Consider the following 14,999-nt stretch of genomic DNA (forward strand, 5'->3'; position numbering starts at 1 on the left):
CACCATGATCCGAAGCTTACAGCCAAATGAGATGACTTCTCAGTCGCCAGTCCTATTCAGCAAGCTCGGCAGCGTGGTCCGGCACATACGTCTGCTGATCCCGAGGAGGCCGCTGGTACCCCGTGGAGGGCGGACGTGACGGCAGCTCAAGGACCGGCCGCGGTACTTCGTGATACGGGACGGTCGAGAGCAGGTGAGCGATCATGTTGATGCGGGCCGAGTACTTGTCGTCGCTCTCGACGACGTACCACGGTGCCTCCGGGATGTCGGTGTGTACGAACATCTCGTCCTTGGCCCGGGAGTACGCCTCCCAGCGGGAAATCGACTCCAGATCCATCGCCGACAGCTTCCAGCGTCGCGTCGGGTCTCCCAGTCGATTGCGGAACCTCTGTTCCTGCACCGCGTCGCTCACCGAGAACCAGTACTTGCGCAGCAGGATCCCGTCTTCGACCAGGAGTCGTTCGAAGACGGGGCAGTCACGCAGGAAGCGTGCGTACTCCTCGTCGGTGCAGAAGCCCATGACGTGCTCGACTCCGGCGCGGTTGTACCAGCTCCGGTCGAACAGGACGATTTCCCCGGCCGCCGGCAAGTGCTCCACGTAACGCTGGAAATACCACTGGGTGCGTTCCCGTTCCGTCGGGACGGGCAGTGCGGCGATCCGGGCGATCCGCGGGTTGAGACGCTCGGACACCCGTTTGATTATGCTCCCCTTGCCCGCCGCGTCGCGTCCCTCGAACACGACGACGAGCCGCTCGCCTTCGGCACGCACCCACTCCTGGAGCTTGACCAGCTCCACCTGCAGCCGCAACAGCTCACGCTCGTAGATCGGGCGCGAGAGCCGTCGTGGCCCATCCCCGTCCGCCACTGCCATCGCCTCCAAACCGTCCCCTCAGGCTACGGGGCGAGCCGCCCCGGGCGCCCTCATAGGGACCGGACGGCCCCGGACGCCCTCCGAACGGCCCTGGCGATGCCGGCGGGCAAGGAGCAGGCTGGGGAGAAGTTGCAGGCAGGTTCCCCCGTCCCCTTTCGGAGGCAGTCATGCGGGACGTTACGACGACGACCGGTCCCACAGACGAGGAGCTGCGGGTCCTGGATGCCCATTGGCGGGCCGCGAACTACCTGGCCGTGGGGCAGATCTACCTGATGGGCAACCCCTTGTTGCGGGAGCCGCCGCCCGGAACCACTGCGGATCCCGAAGATCTCCGAGCACCCGTCCTCCTACGGCTTCCCTCCCCGCCACCCGCCGATGCACAGCTTCCTGGGCGTGCCCATCCGTGTCCGCGACCAGGTCTTCGGCAACCTCTACCTCACCGAGAAGCACGGAGGAGCGGACTTCACGGACGAGGACGAGGCCATGCTCTCCACCCTCGCCGTCGCCGCCGGCGTCGCCATCGACAACGCGCGGCTGTACGAGGAGTCCACGCGGCGGGAACGCTGGCTGCGGGCGAGCGCCGAAGTGACGACCAGACTGATGTCCGGTACACCGCGCACGGACGTCACCACTCTGATCGCCGAGCTGGCGAAGGAGATCACCGGCGCCGAACTGGCCGCCTTCTCCGTGCCGCTCCCGGACGGCGCGTCCTTGACCGCCGAAGTGACCATCGGGGCACGCGGCGACGAGCTGCGCGGTCTGGTGATCCCAGCGGAGGGAACGCTGGTGGGACTGGCATTCCGTCAGGGCGACCCCGTACGCGGCCATGACGTCACCGACGATCCACGGATACCGCTGGCTCCCAAGCGGTTGACGGGACTTGGCCCGGCGGTCGCCGTCCCCGTGAAGTCCGGTGACGACGTACGCGGCGTGCTGCTGCTGGTCCGGGACCGAGGACGACTGGAGTTCGCGGACGAGGAGGTCGAGCCTCTGCTCACCTTCGCCGGGCAGGCGGCCCTGGCCATGGAACTGGCCGGACGACGCGCGGACGCCGAGCAGCTCGCGCTGCTGGAGGACCACGACCGGATCGCCCGCGATCTGCACGACCTGGCGATCCAGCGGCTCTTCGCGACCGGCATGACGCTGCAGAGCGCCGACCGGTTCATCGACCACCCCGAGGCGTCGGAACGGGTCCGCCGGGCGGTGAACGACCTTGACGAAACCATCAAGATCATCCGCTCGACGATCTTCGGGCTGCGAGCGCGCGAGACGGCACCGCAGCACGGCCTGCGCACCCGCGTGGTCCAGACCGTCAACGCGGCCGGCGGCGCTCTCGGCTTCGCGCCCGGCCTGCGCATGGAGGGCCTGCTGGACATCGAGGTGCCCCGCCGCATCGCCGACGACGCGGTGGCCGTCCTGGGCGAAACCCTGACCAATATCGCCCGGCACGCGCACGCCGGCACGGTGGACATCTCCGTCGTCAACAACGGCCGGGAACTGGTGGTCACCGTCACCGACAACGGCGTCGGGATTCCGGAGGGCGCGCGCCGCAGCGGCCTGCGCAATATCGCCGAACGAGCCGAGAACCACGGCGGGGAACTGCGCCTCACGGCCCCGGCCGACGGCGGCACGACACTGGTCTGGCGGGTTCCGCTCGACGTTCCCCCGGGGGCCGGCGGAAGGCGTGCGGATCAGCAGGGGCTGACCGGTCCCACCGGATAGGGCCGATGGACCCACGCGTCACAGTCGTCTCCGAGGGACAGTGACAGCAGAAGGACGAACATCGCGCACGGGCCGCGAACCCGCACCGGCCCGACCCGGAGGTGACCGGCGATGATGTTCTGGTACGGCCACAATGTCGGCGGCTGGGGCTGGGTCGCCATGTCGATCGGCATGATCCTCTTCTGGGCGCTGATCATCACCGCCCTCGTGCTGCTCTTCCGCACACTCAGCCGGCCCCACGAGCACGCCCGTACGCCCGCTCCCCCCGCACCCACGCCCGAGCAGATCCTGGCCGAGCGCTTCGCCCGCAGCGAGATCGACGAGGAGGAGTACCAACACCGCCTTGCCGTATTGCGTTCCTCAGGCCCACGTACACCGCCAGTGGCCTGAATCGGGTGCGCACGGTAAGTGCACTGTTCACTCATCTCCGCTTGCCCCCCGGTAACCGGCCATGGGCGGACCATCCGCCTCACACGGGTGACGGGCGGGCCACCAACGTGTTGTCGCTGGTCCGCCCGGCGAGATGGTCGGCGATGTTGTCCGCCGTGGTCTGCACGATCTGCCCGACCGCGTCCCTGGTGAAGTACGCCTGGTGCGAGCTGATCAGAACGTTCCTGAACGTCATCAGCCGGGCAAGGGTGTCGTCGGTCATGACCTCGAGGGACTTGTCGAAGAAGAAGACACCCGCCTCCTCCTCGTACACATCCAGACCGACACCCTCCAGCCGCCCGGCCCGCAAGGTCTCGACCAGCGCGTGGGCGTCCAGCAGGCCCCCGCGGCTGGTGTTGATCAAAATGGCGTCGTCCTTCATCAACGCCAGCGCCCCGGCGTCGACGACGTGATAGGTCTCGGGCACCAACGGCGCGTGCAGGCTGAGCAGGTCGGATTCGGCGAACAGGCGCTTGCGGTCGACGTATTCCATGCCCAGCGCCTCGCACTCCTCGTTCGGTGCGACGTCATGACCGACCAGCCGCATCCCGAACCCCGCGGCGATACGGGCGAACGCAGTACCGATCTTGCCGGTGCCGAGCACTCCCGCGGTCCGCCCATGGAAGTCCCGGCCCATGAGGCCGTTCAGACGGAAGTCGAAGTCACGCGTGCGGGCGACGGCCCGCGGGACCCTGCGGTCGACCGCGAGCGCGAGGGCCCACGCGAACTCGGCGACGGAATAAGGCGAGTAGAACGACACCCGGGACACGGCCAGACCCAGCTCCCGGGCCGCGTCCACATCGATGTTGTTGTAGCCCGTGGCGCGTTGGGTGATCAGCTCCGTACCGCCTTCGGCGAGGGTCCGCAGGACGTTCTCGTCCAGGATGTCGTTGACACTGCTGCAGACGATCCTGCGCCCGGTCGCCGTCGCCACCGTGTCCGCGTCGAGGATGAGGTCCAGGCATCGCAGGTCGTGGTCCCGGCCGAGCGCGCGCTCCAGCAGCGGCCTCTCGTCGGTGGTCACTCCGTACGCGACGATTCCCGCCATAATCCGGTGCTCCTTGTCGTGCGTGGGCGGCTGTTCACTCAGCCGTGATGGCCCGGCGGCTCGTGGTGCGCTGCCGCCTCCGTGGCGATCACGGCGGCCTGGATGCGCCTCTCGACGCCGAGCTTGGCGAGCAGACGCGAGATGTGGTTCTTGACGGTCTTCTCGGAGAGGAACAGCTGCTTGCCGATCTCGCGGTTGGTGAGCCCCTCACCGATCAGCCCGAGGATGTCGCGCTCGCGTGGCGACAGGCCGGCCAGCCGATCGTCCTCGGGTTCGCTCTCGCCCTCACCCCGCAGACTGTTCATCAGCCGGGTGGTGGTGGCCGGGTCCAGCAGCGACTGGCCGGAGGCGACCGTGCGGACGGCGGCGACGAGATCGGAACCCTTGATCTGCTTGAGGACATAGCCGGCGGCCCCGGCCATGATCGCGTCGAGCAGGGCGTCGTCATCGTCGAAGGACGTGAGCATCAGGCAGGCGAGACCCGGCACGTGGGAGCGCAGCTCCCGGCACACGGTGATGCCGTCGCCGTCGGGCAGCCGCACGTCCAGCACCGCGACATCCGGGCGGAGGGCCGGGCCCCGGGCCAGAGCACGTTCGATGGTGCCGGCCTCTCCGACGATGGTGATGTCGTCCTCGGCGTCCAGCAGGTCGTGGATGCCCCGCCGGACGACTTCGTGGTCGTCCAGCAGGAACACCCGGATCGGCCGCTCCCGCGAGAAAGTCATTGTCTGATCCATAACCGGCTCCCTGCAGACGATCGGCCTGACGGCCGCGCCAGGGCCGGGCTCCTACGAGGATGATCCCGTGTTCCCCTGCCCGGCATGGGCCGAATGGTCCATAAGCGTGACGACCGGCCCAAACGGACCGGGACACTCCACCGCCGCTCCGCGGCCTTGTCCCGTCCGGCCCGGGCCACAGGGCCGGGTGACCCATGGCCGGGCCGCGGCCACGCGGGATGGTGGATGAAGGAGAAGAACGCAAAAAGACGGTGAAGCACCGCCGGGACAAGGAGGCCCGTCATGGCAGGCTCATCGACATCCAGGCACCGGTCAGGTCTGCCGGAGCTGATGGAGTGGCTGGGGGCAGGGTTCCCCGACGTGCCGGTGGTCCGGAGCCACCGGGATTCCCACGTGATCCCGATCGAGGTCACGGACGAGGACGAGAAGTACGTGCTGCGCGCCGAGCTGCCCGGCATGGACCCGGAGAAGGACATCGAGATCACGGTCGAGGGCGCCACCCTGACCGTCAGGGCCGAGCACTCCGAGAGCACGGAAGACAAGCGGCACTCGGAATTCCGCTACGGCTCGTTCGAGCGGTCCGTCCGGCTGCCGTTCCCGATCCCGGACGAGGGCCTCGAAGCCGAATACCGCGACGGCATCCTCACGGTGACCGTCCCGCGAGCGGCCGAGGAAGCACCGGCCACTCGCACCGTTCCGGTCCGGCGTGCCGGCTGAGCGGCCGACCGCCGGGCTGCAGAGGCGCCGGGCCGTCCGAGTGGCAAGGCTTCCGGCGAAGGCCCGCATTCCCCGTATTCACAAGGCAAGGCGGTGGGAACGATGGAGCTTCCCCTGGTCGTAGGCGTGGACGGATCCGACGGCAGCCTGACGGCCCTGGACTGGGCGGTGGACGAAGCAGCTCGCCTCAAGCTGCCACTGCGGATCGTGTACGCGTCACTGTGGGAGCGCTACGAAGGGTCGGTTCCGACGTTCGGCAGCGAGCGACCCGTGGACGAGGTCATGACCGAGCGGATCATCGCCTCGGCCGAGCAGCGGGCCCGGAAGCGGGCGCCGGACGTGAAAGTGCACCCCGTGGTGATGCCCGAGGACGCCGTCACCGCCCTGGTGCGGGAGTCCCGCGAGGCAGCCGCCCTGGTCACCGGTTCTTCGGGACGCGGGGCCCTCAAGGGCCTGCTGCTCGGCTCGGTGGGTCTGTCCGTGGCCGGCCGCGCTCACTGCCCGGTCGTGGTGGTGCGCGGTGAGGAACGGAACGTGCAGGGCACGTGCGGCCGGGTCGTCTTCGGAGCCGGTGATCCCAACGAGTCCGCTGCCGCCGCGCGGTTCGCCTTTCGGGAGGCAGACGCACGCGGGTGCGAGGTCCGTGCCGTACGGGCGTGGCGTTGCGCCGAGCAGCGGCCCGCGGACCGTACCGGAGTGGCGGGCGATACCGCCTACGCACACGAGGAGCGAGCCTCCGCTTTCCTGGCCGACATGCTGGACCAGTTGCAGAGCGACTATCCGGAGGTCACTGTCGAGTGCGTGACCGCCGAGGGTCCCGCGCACAAGGTGCTTCTCGATCAGTCGGCGGATGCCGACCTCCTGGTCCTCGGATCCGCCAAGCGGCAGGGGCACTTCGGCCTCCAGCTGGGCCGCGTCAGCCACACCGCACTGCACCACTCGGTCTGTCCGGTCGCCGTTGTCCCCCACGCGTGAGGCGGCACGAACTCAGCCGGCCAGGAGATCCTGTTCCGGCACCGGGCCTCGACGCGACCTCCCCGGTCAGCCGGAGCGCGGCGCCGCGGCTTCGTGTCCGAGGTGTGGGACGTGGGCGTCGGGCCCCGTCGTCGGGCTCTCGACGACGAGGCGGTCTCCGAGGTGCGCGCGCATGGAGCATCACCGCTCTCCGGCTCGTCCGCCCCGGCGCCGACGCCGTCGCACCAGCGCCTCCGCAGCCCCCGCCGGTGCGGATCCGGGCCCGCCCCCGCGGGATCCACCCGGCACCGGTCACGAAGTGGACGACTCCCTCAGGAATCGGACCAGCTGAGCGAGAAGGCTGGAGTGCCGGCTTCGGGAGGCGCGACGCCGGTGACGCTCTGCGCGGACACCAGCCCGACACCAGTATCGACAGAACCGCTGCCGGCGACTTGGCAGACCACGCGGTACTCCTCCACCTGGCACGATCCCACCCGCGCCTGGTTGCTGGTCTCTACCAGGTCGAACGACGTCTTCCCGCTCGTATCGAAGCGCGCGCCGTTGACAGCGCGCGCCACCAGCAGGAACGAGTCGCTGTAGCTGCAGGGACCCTGGCCGCAGGTCACCTTCGGATAGAACGACACCGTGCCGCCCGGCGACACCGGGGGACCGCTCGGCAGCCGCCAGTCGGCCGCCGCGAACGCCTGCCCGTGTGACACCGTCAGGGCCGCGGCACACGCCAGCGCCACCACAGCGGACCTGCGTCCCGCCGCTTTCCTCGACCGAAACACGGCTGCCTCCTCCCTTGGGTGGAAGCTCCCCGGAAACGGGAGTCAAGGCCAGCAGAACGCATACCGTCGGTCACCAACAGGGCACGGACACCTTTTCACCCATACGAGTGCGTTGCGCTCATATATCCCAACACCCGGACCCGTCGGCAGGAGGGCCGGGTGTCCCCCGGCCTGGCCCGACCGGCTCAATCCAAGGCCGCACCGGCCTGCCACGCTGAAAACAAGGACGCCCAGGACTTCGCAAGAGAAGGAGCGGGACGATGCTGCAGCACCGAACGGTCGACGAGCTCATGACCCGGAAGGTGGTCCAGGTACGCCAGGACACGCCCTTCAAGGAGATCGTCAGGGAGCTCGCGGAGAACGACGTCACCGCCGTGCCGGTCGTGGCCCCTGACGGGCGGGTGATCGGCGTGGTGTCCGAGGCGGACCTGATGCGCAAGTCCGCCGACCAGCCCGACCCCTTCGGCCGCGTACCCGTCCCGAACCTTGCGGAATGGGAGCGAGCCAAGGCCGAGGGGGCCAGGGCGGAAGAGCTGATGTCCGCCCCTCCGGTGTGCGCCCGGCCGGAGTGGAACGTCGTGGAGACGGCCCGGCTCATGACCGTACAGGGCGTGAAGCGGCTGCCGGTGGTCGACGAGACCGACAAGCTGGTCGGCATCATCAGCCGCGCCGACATCCTGCGAGTGTTCCTGCGCGAGGACACCGCGATCCGGGACGAGATCCACCACGACCTGCTGCAGCACACTCTGGGCCTGGCTCCGTCCGCCGTGACCGCCGAGGTCTCGGAAGGGCAGGTCACCCTCACCGGAACGGTCGAGACGCGCAGCATGATCCCCGTCATCGAGCGGCTGTGCCGCTCCGTCGACGGCGTGGTCGCGGTCCACCAGCGCCTCACGTACACGAGTGACGACACGGGCGGCCGCTTCCCCGGGAGCCGGTGATGAACAGCGCCCAGCGCACCGTCGGCGACGTCATGACACAGACGGTCGTGGCAGTAAGCCGTACCGCCCTCTACAAGGAGATCGTCAAGACACTCGCGGACTGGAAGGTCAGCGCGATGCCGGTCCTGGAGGGCGAAGGCCGGGTCGTCGGGGTCGTCTCCGAAGCCGACCTGCTGCCGAAGGAGGAGTTCAAGGGCCGCGACCCCTCCCGCTTCGAGCAGCTCCGCCGCATCGACGACCTGGTCAAGGCCGGCGCGGCAACCGCCGAGGACCTGATGAGCACGCCCGCGATCACGATCCACGCGAACGCGACCATGGCGGAGGCCGCCCGGGTGATGGCCCGCAAGGGCGTCAAGCACCTGCCCGTCGTGGACGCGGAGGGCATGCTCACCGGCATCGTCAGCCGCAGCGACCTGCTCAAGGTGTACCTGCGTGACGACGAGGACATCGCCCGGGAGGTACGCGACGAGGTCCTCGCACGGCTGTTCCGCAATCGGAAGCCGACCGTGGAAGCCCACGTGGCGGAGGGGGTCGTCACCCTCTCCGGTTCGCTGGACGATGCGGCACTGGTCCCGCTCGTCGCACGGCTCGTACGCGCGGTGGAAGGCGTCGTGAACGTCGAACTGCAGCTGACCGCGCCCACCACCAAACACCGGATCCCGGAGCCTCCGGTCGTGGGCCCGCAGTTCTGAGGTCCCGCCCCGCTGAACGGCCGATCAGCGCTGGCGCAGGGCCGCTCCGTCTGATCGCCTGGAAGGTGAGCGACCGAGCCGCGTCGACGACGCGGCTCGCGGGTCACCGATGGGCGAACGTGCGGAGGAGCGGCCGTGCACGACGAAGGGATGCCATCCGGCGGTTCAGCGGATGCCTCGTCCCGCGGCGGCGACACCATGGCCACCCGCGCCTCACTGCGCCGCGAGCAGCTCGGGATGACACAGGGAGAGCTGGCCAACCGGGCCGGCATGTCCGTCGCCTACCTTCGCCAGCTGGAGAAATTCAGCGGCGACTTCGACCCCGCCGCCGTCATGCGGCTCGCCGCCGCGCTGGAGATGTCCTACGAGGAGTTGATCGAGGGCCGCCGCGACGCTCCACCAGGTCAGCCAGGGGCAGCAGCCCACCCCACGCTCATGCGGCTGTCGGAGCGCGAGTGCTGGGAAAGACTCGGCACCCACGGCATCGGCCGCCTGAGCCTGTCGGCCGACACCGGCCCTGTCATCCTCCCGGTCAACTTCGTGGTCGACGGACACACCATCGTCTACCGCACGGACCCGGAAGGTGCGGCGGCGGCAGCTGCCGGAGGCCAGCTGGCCTTCGAGACCGACCACATCGACGAGCATCTGAGGAACGGCTGGAGCGTCCTCGTGGTCGGGCCCGCGCAGCACGTCACCGACCCGGACGAGGTACACACGCTGGCGGAGCGGCCAGGGGCGGAGCCTTGGGCGGGCGGCGCACGGAACCTGTGGATCCGCATCGTGCCGAGCCAGATCAGCGGACGCACCATCCGCACGGCCTGACCCACTGGTCCCTTGCCCCGGTGCACGGCCGTGCATTGCTGGAAGCGGGAAAGGAGGGACACCATGGGTACCAGCACACTCACCGTGACCTTCGCAGGCGGCGAGTCCTATCGTGTCTCGTCGCACAGTCACGGGCTCACCGTGGGCCAGCCTCTCGACGCCGGCGGCACCGGTCTCGGTCCGACACCGGTGGACCTCTTTGTGACTTCACCTGCCACACGCATCGCTTTCTACGCCCCCGTGTGGTGCAGCGCTTCGACCAGGCCGTACATGAACGCACCGTTCGCATGACGCCGCAGCGCCGGACACTCCTCTGCGCGTCATCGAGGTGGAACAGGACGGTGATCCAGCGAGCCGGCCGCTCGGCATCTCCGGCGGGCGCGTCGGGGATCATGCGGGCCGCCATCCGGTGGAAGCCCGCTGCGCTACGCCCTGTCCGGCGGATCATGCCGTGCCCCGTAGGGGCGCGGGGCCGTGACACCGTGCGGCTCCGCCGCGCGGGCGCGACAAGCCACGACGCGCCCGCGGATCGCCCGGACCCCGGGGCGGCGTGTCGGCTGCGGGCCGTCGCCGGCCGATCGCGCAGTTCCCCGCGCCCCTAAGGGGCGCCGTGGTAGCGCGTGACGAAGAGCCGCCGGACACGGCCCAAGGCGTGCACGCCCGGTCGCATCCCTTGCCAAGGACGTCGCGGCCGCCCACGCCTCGAGCCGCCGCCCGATCTCCTCCACCCGCGGGTGAACCCGGCCCGGAACAGCAACGTCAAAATTGGTGCGTACGCCGGGGCACAGACGCACACTGTCCGCCGGACGTGTGCCGGGCGCGCCGGCAGTGCTGCCGGATCACTTGATGGACGGGTTTGCCCGCCACGGGCCCGGACGGGCGTCCGCCGGCCTTCAGCATGGGAGGAGCGCGCCCCCGGTGACACGGTCGCCTCGCACCTTGTCGCCAGAGAGGTTCTCCGTCCGACGAGGAGGGCTGGTAGCGGCCCTTGCCGGGGCGGAGAGTACGGCACCCGGCCAGGACTGGCAGACCTGCGGCGACCGTCGGTGGTGAGCGGTCGGTGACGGCGAAGGGATGACGATGAGTACTGCCCACACGGCTGCTTTAGGTGATGAGGACTCTGCCCGGCCGATCAGAACGGTCGCGGGGACCGGGGACGCGGCATTCGGCGGGGACAAAGGCCCCGCCGCTGCAGCTCAGTTGAACGGTCCGTACGGGATCGCCGTCGACAGCACCGGCACCTTCTACTTCTCCGATCACCACAACCACCGGGTCCGGAAGATCACGACTGACGGGAGGATCCGGACGGTCGCGGGGACCGGGGAGCCGGGATTCAGCGGGGACGACGGCCCTGCCGTCTCGGCCCGGTTGAACTGTCCGCGTGAGGTGGCGGTGGACGGCGCAGGCGCCGTCTACATCGCCGATGCCGGCAATCACCGGATCCGGAAGGTCGCGGCGCCGAGGATGGCGGGGTTGCCCGAGTCGGGCACGGTGGTCTGCTGTTCCTCGTCGACCTCACCGGTGACGGACGCGCCGACATCGTCGGCTTCCACGACGACGGTGTCTGGGTATCCCTCCAGGACGAGGACGGCACGTTCCCCGATCCCCTGTACGTCCTCGACGACTTCGGGGTCGGCCAAGGGTGGAGCTCGGTCGAGGAGCACCCGCGGTTCCTGCTCAAGACCACCGGTGACGGAGCAGTGGACATCGTCGGGTTCGGCCCGCAGGGCGTGGTCGTCTCGCGCGGGCGCTGCGACGGCACGTTCGAGCCCTCCAAGCTCGTCCTGAACGACTTCGGGCTCGCCCAGGGCTGGACGGGTAAGAAGCACCTCCGCTTTCTCGCCGACGTCACCGGTGACGGCAACGCGGACATCGTCGGCTTCGGCGACGAGGGGGTCTGGGTGTCGCACAGCCGCGGCGACGGCCAGTTCGAGCAGGATCAGCTGGTGTGCCGGGGGTTCGGGCACAACGACGACGCCGGCGCCTGGCGGGTCGGCCGTCATCCCCGCTTCCTCGTCGACATCACCGGTGACGGACGCGCCGACATCGTCGGCTTCGGCGGCCCGGGTGTGTACGTGGCGCGAAACCTCTTCCGTCGTTTCAGGACCCGATAGCTGTCGTCCGCAACTCCGCGGGGAACAGGTGCCGTTCGGTCGGGTGCTGAGCCACGGCGGCGCTGCCGGCCGGCACCACGGCATGGAGGGCAAACGTGCGTGGGCGAGCTGATGTGGAACGGCCCGCTGGAGGACGCGGAGTCCTGGGACGGCTTCGCCGGCCGCCCCCAAGTGCTCCACCTGACGGACGCGGCCGAGCCCTCGCACCACCCCAGTGGCCGGGCGTGTCCTCACACCGTAGCCCGGCGATCCCGTCCCGTTGCCGAGGACCCATGGCCCCGGTCCTCGGACCGAGCGGCCCAAAGCCATACCCGGCTCCGGGCGTCAGTCTGATGAGTGGAGCGTCAGATGTGAAGGAGCTGAAGATGGTGGAGCACCGCACGGTCGCCGAGCTCATGACCCGGAACGTGGTCATCGTGCGCCCGGACACGCCGTTCAAGAGGATCGTCCGGGAACTCGCGGAGAACGACGTCACGGCCGTACCGGTCGTGGAGGGTGACGGCCGCGTGGTGGGCGTGGTCTCCGAGGCCGACCTGATCCGCAAGCCCGCCGGCCTGCCCGATCCCTTCGGTCTCCTGCCCCTCCCCCACCTCGGTCCCGCGAAGCGGGCGAAGGCCGAAGGCGCACGGGCCGACGAGCTCATGACCGCTCCCCCGGTCTGCGCCCGGCCCGGCTGGAACGTGGTGGAGACGGCCCGTCTGATGACGACGCGGCACGTCAAGCGTCTGCCCGTGGTCGACGAGGCCCTCAGACTGCTCGGGATCATCAGTCGTTCGGACATCCTGCGGGTCTACCTGCGTGACGATGCCGCCATCCGCTCCGAGATCGAACGCGACCTCCTGGTAGGGACCATGGGCCTGGCGCCGTCGGCGGTGACCGCCGAGGTGTCCGAGGGGCAGGTCACCCTCACCGGCACCGTGGGACCGGAAGACGCGGGCCTGATCCCCGTCATCGATCACCTGTGCCGCGCGGTGGACGGAGTCGTATCGGTCCACCAGCGCATCTCGTGCACCGGAAACGGCACGGAGGCGGCCTCCCCCGTCCGTGCCGTTTCCGGCAGTCCGCAGAGGAGGTAAGTGATGCGGTACACGCAGAGCAACGTCAGCGATGTGATGACCCAGACCGTGGTGGTGGTCAGCCGTACCGCCGTCTACAAGGAGCTCGTGCGGACGCTCGCGGAGTGGAAGGTCAGCGCGGTGCCCGTCCTGGAGGGCGAGAACCGTGTGATCGGGGTGGTCTCCGAGGCCGACCTCCTGTCGAAGGAGGAGCACAAGGGCCGCGAGCAGACCGACGTCGACGGGCTCCACCAACTGGGCGACCTGGCGAAAGCCGGCGCGAGGACGGCGGAGGACCTCATGAGCACCCCCGCCGTCACGGTGCACGGCGGCGCGACCGTCGCGGAAGCCGCACGCGCCATGGCCCACCGGGGCGTCAAGAGCCTGCCCGTCGTGGACGCGGAAGGCAGGCTCGTCGGCATCGTCAGCCGTAGCGACCTGCTCAAGGTCTACCTGCGCGGCGACGACGACATCGCCGCCGAGATCCGCGACGATGTCATCGTGCCGCTCTTCCCCCACCGGGAACCGACAGTGGAGATCCGCGTGGAGGAAGGCATCGTCACCCTCTCCGGGCACATGGCCGACACGGCGCTGATCCCGCTGGTGACACGACTGGTGCGAGCGGTCGAAGGCGTCGTCTCCGCCGACATCCGGCTGAACGCCCCCACCACCTGACCTCAAAGCAGGATGAAATATCCCGAATCCGGTAGGCGTCATGGAGGTGGTCATACGGAGCCGTACGGCGGCGGCACCGGCCTCCGGGACCGTCCGGCCCCGGAAGGAGGCCGTTGGCCCACCGTGTCACAGGGGCGTTCTCCCGCAGGCTATGAGCAATCGCGTCGGCCGTTTCCACGGCTCTCGGGCCACCGGGCCATAGGTTTTAGGAGTACTCATGCTTTCTCCCGAGTCGGCCTCGGTGATCCGGGCCACGCTTCCCACCGTGGGCGGCGCACTGGACGACATCACCGCCCGCTTCTACGCGACCATGTTCGCCGAGCACCCCGAACTGCTCGACGGCCTGTTCAACCGTGGTAACCAGGCCAGCGGTCACCAGCGCCGGGCGCTGGCCGGCTCGATCGCCGCGTTCGCGGGAGCGTTGCTGGCCGACCCCCACACGCGCCCGGACGTGCTGCTCGGCCGCATCGCCCACAAGCACGCGGCGGTCGGCGTCACCGACGAGCAGTACACGATCGTGCACAAGTACCTCTTCGCCGCCATCGCCGACGTCCTCGGCGACGCCGTCACACCGGAGGTGGCGGCGGCCTGGGACGAGGTGTATTGGCTCATGGCCGGTGCCCTGATCGCCCAGGAAGCCGGGCTCTACCACGAAGCCCAGGTGCGGCCGGGACAGTCCTGGCGCCGCTGGACCGTCGTCGAGCGGCGCGAGGAGACCCCGGACGCGGCGTCCTTCCTACTGCGCCCTGCCGACGGCGCGCCGGCACCGCGAGCCCGGGCGGGCCAGTACGTGAGCGTGCGGGTGCGCATGCCGGACGGGGTACACCAGCTGCGCCAGTACAGCATCTCCTCGGCACCCGGAGACGGGACGCGCCGAATCACCGTCAAACGGGTCCGGGGGGAGGGCGTTCCCGACGGCGAGGTGTCCAACCTCCTGCTGGACTCCGTACGGACGGGCGACGAACTCACCCTCTCGGCGCCCTTCGGCGACGTCGTCCTCGACGAGAGCGACCGGCCGCTGGCGCTGGTCTCGGCCGGCATCGGCTGCACGCCCATGGTCGGCATGCTCGAACACCTCGCGGCCACCGGCTCCACCCGACCGGTCATCGTCCTGCACGCCGACCGCTCCCCCGCCGACCACGCCCTGCGCGCCGACACCGACCGGCTGGTGAAAGCCCTGCCGACGGCCCGCTCCCTGTTCTGGTACGAGCGTCCCGGTGCCGAGGAGCCGACGGCCCCGACCGGGACCATGGGCCTCGACGACGTCGACGTGCCGAAGGACGCGAGCGTCTACCTGTGCGGCCCGCTCCCGTTCATGCGTGGGATGCGTGCCGAGTTGCTGCGGGCCGGGGTGCCGGCGCGCGACATCAGGTACGAGGTCTTCGGCCCCGACCTGTGGCTGGCCGACGCCACCGGGTGAGGCCGGTGCCC

General features: G+C 69.7%; 14 protein-coding genes and 4 pseudogenes. 14 read left to right on the plus strand and 4 right to left on the minus strand.

The genetic code is table 11. The annotated features are described in order from the left end of the window. Positions 1-52 precede the first annotated feature (52 nt). Entirely contained in the window at positions 53-871 is an 819-nt protein-coding gene (ppk2, locus tag ACX9I7_RS28630; protein WP_459388959.1) for a polyphosphate kinase 2, read from the minus strand. Between the two features lie 167 nt (positions 872-1,038). On the opposite strand from ppk2, the pseudogene ACX9I7_RS28635 reads away from it, so the two are divergent. The 3 genes and pseudogenes from ACX9I7_RS28635 to ACX9I7_RS28645 all read left to right on the plus strand — a co-directional run. Next, positions 1,039-1,122, plus strand: a pseudogene (locus ACX9I7_RS28635) (hypothetical protein); the annotation flags it as partial. A gap of 46 nt (positions 1,123-1,168) precedes the next feature. After that, a pseudogene (locus ACX9I7_RS28640) lies at positions 1,169-2,593 on the plus strand (sensor histidine kinase); the annotation flags it as partial. A 111-nt stretch (positions 2,594-2,704) separates the two neighbouring features. After that, entirely contained in the window at positions 2,705-2,983 is a 279-nt protein-coding gene (locus ACX9I7_RS28645; RefSeq protein ID WP_459388960.1) for an SHOCT domain-containing protein, read from the plus strand. Positions 2,984-3,062: 79 nt separating this feature from the next. Here ACX9I7_RS28645 and ACX9I7_RS28650 read toward each other — a convergent pair whose 3' ends face one another. Further along, positions 3,063-4,070: a 2-hydroxyacid dehydrogenase gene (locus tag ACX9I7_RS28650; RefSeq protein WP_387570363.1), complete on the minus strand. Its 1,008-nt coding sequence runs from the start codon at positions 4,068-4,070 to the stop codon at positions 3,063-3,065. 38 nt (positions 4,071-4,108) lie between these two features. Beyond that, a complete protein-coding gene (locus ACX9I7_RS28655; protein WP_387570360.1) occupies positions 4,109-4,807 on the minus strand; it encodes a response regulator in 699 nt (232 codons plus the stop codon). Positions 4,808-5,089: 282 nt separating this feature from the next. On the opposite strand from ACX9I7_RS28655, the gene ACX9I7_RS28660 reads away from it, so the two are divergent. Both ACX9I7_RS28660 and ACX9I7_RS28665 read left to right on the plus strand, forming a co-directional pair. Further along, a complete protein-coding gene (locus ACX9I7_RS28660) occupies positions 5,090-5,524 on the plus strand; it encodes an Hsp20/alpha crystallin family protein (RefSeq protein WP_387570357.1) in 435 nt (144 codons plus the stop codon). Between the two features lie 102 nt (positions 5,525-5,626). Continuing rightward, positions 5,627-6,499: a universal stress protein gene (locus ACX9I7_RS28665; protein ID WP_459388961.1), complete on the plus strand. Its 873-nt coding sequence runs from the start codon at positions 5,627-5,629 to the stop codon at positions 6,497-6,499. Positions 6,500-6,810: 311 nt separating this feature from the next. On the opposite strand, the gene ACX9I7_RS28670 is transcribed toward ACX9I7_RS28665, so the two are convergent. Beyond that, positions 6,811-7,230, minus strand: coding sequence for a hypothetical protein (locus ACX9I7_RS28670; RefSeq protein WP_387570352.1), 420 nt, complete (start codon positions 7,228-7,230; stop codon positions 6,811-6,813). 302 nt (positions 7,231-7,532) lie between these two features. Between ACX9I7_RS28670 and ACX9I7_RS28675 the strand changes: the two genes are divergently transcribed. The 9 genes and pseudogenes from ACX9I7_RS28675 (at position 7,533) to ACX9I7_RS28715 (ending at position 14,988) form a co-directional block, all read left to right on the plus strand. Next, a complete protein-coding gene (locus tag ACX9I7_RS28675) occupies positions 7,533-8,210 on the plus strand; it encodes a CBS domain-containing protein (RefSeq protein WP_387571189.1) in 678 nt (225 codons plus the stop codon). Then, positions 8,210-8,902: a CBS domain-containing protein gene (locus tag ACX9I7_RS28680; protein ID WP_459388962.1), complete on the plus strand. Its 693-nt coding sequence runs from the start codon at positions 8,210-8,212 to the stop codon at positions 8,900-8,902. The genes ACX9I7_RS28675 and ACX9I7_RS28680 overlap by 1 nt, the downstream gene beginning before the upstream one ends. Before the next feature lie 135 nt (positions 8,903-9,037). Beyond that, the gene (locus ACX9I7_RS28685; protein WP_459388963.1) at positions 9,038-9,724 is read left to right on the plus strand and encodes a helix-turn-helix domain-containing protein; all 687 of its coding nucleotides are present in this window, start codon (positions 9,038-9,040) and stop codon (positions 9,722-9,724) included. Between the two features lie 63 nt (positions 9,725-9,787). After that, positions 9,788-10,015, plus strand: coding sequence for a hypothetical protein (locus ACX9I7_RS28690; RefSeq protein ID WP_387570344.1), 228 nt, complete (start codon positions 9,788-9,790; stop codon positions 10,013-10,015). 789 nt (positions 10,016-10,804) lie between these two features. Beyond that, positions 10,805-11,137: pseudogene (locus tag ACX9I7_RS28695) on the plus strand (NHL domain-containing protein); the annotation flags it as partial. Positions 11,138-11,226: 89 nt separating this feature from the next. After that, positions 11,227-11,838 (plus strand): annotated as a pseudogene (locus ACX9I7_RS28700) (FG-GAP repeat domain-containing protein); the annotation flags it as partial. A 368-nt stretch (positions 11,839-12,206) separates the two neighbouring features. After that, entirely contained in the window at positions 12,207-12,914 is a 708-nt protein-coding gene (locus ACX9I7_RS28705; RefSeq protein ID WP_459388979.1) for a CBS domain-containing protein, read from the plus strand. A 3-nt stretch (positions 12,915-12,917) separates the two neighbouring features. After that, positions 12,918-13,568 carry a CBS domain-containing protein gene (locus ACX9I7_RS28710; RefSeq protein WP_459388964.1) on the plus strand — a complete coding sequence of 217 codons (651 nt, stop codon included), beginning with the start codon at positions 12,918-12,920 and terminating at the stop codon, positions 13,566-13,568. 217 nt (positions 13,569-13,785) lie between these two features. Continuing rightward, positions 13,786-14,988 (plus strand): globin domain-containing protein, encoded by a 1,203-nt coding sequence (locus tag ACX9I7_RS28715; RefSeq protein WP_459388965.1) that lies wholly within the window; start codon positions 13,786-13,788, stop codon positions 14,986-14,988. Positions 14,989-14,999 lie beyond the last annotated feature (11 nt).

This window comes from Streptomyces sp. L500, assembly GCF_054551825.1.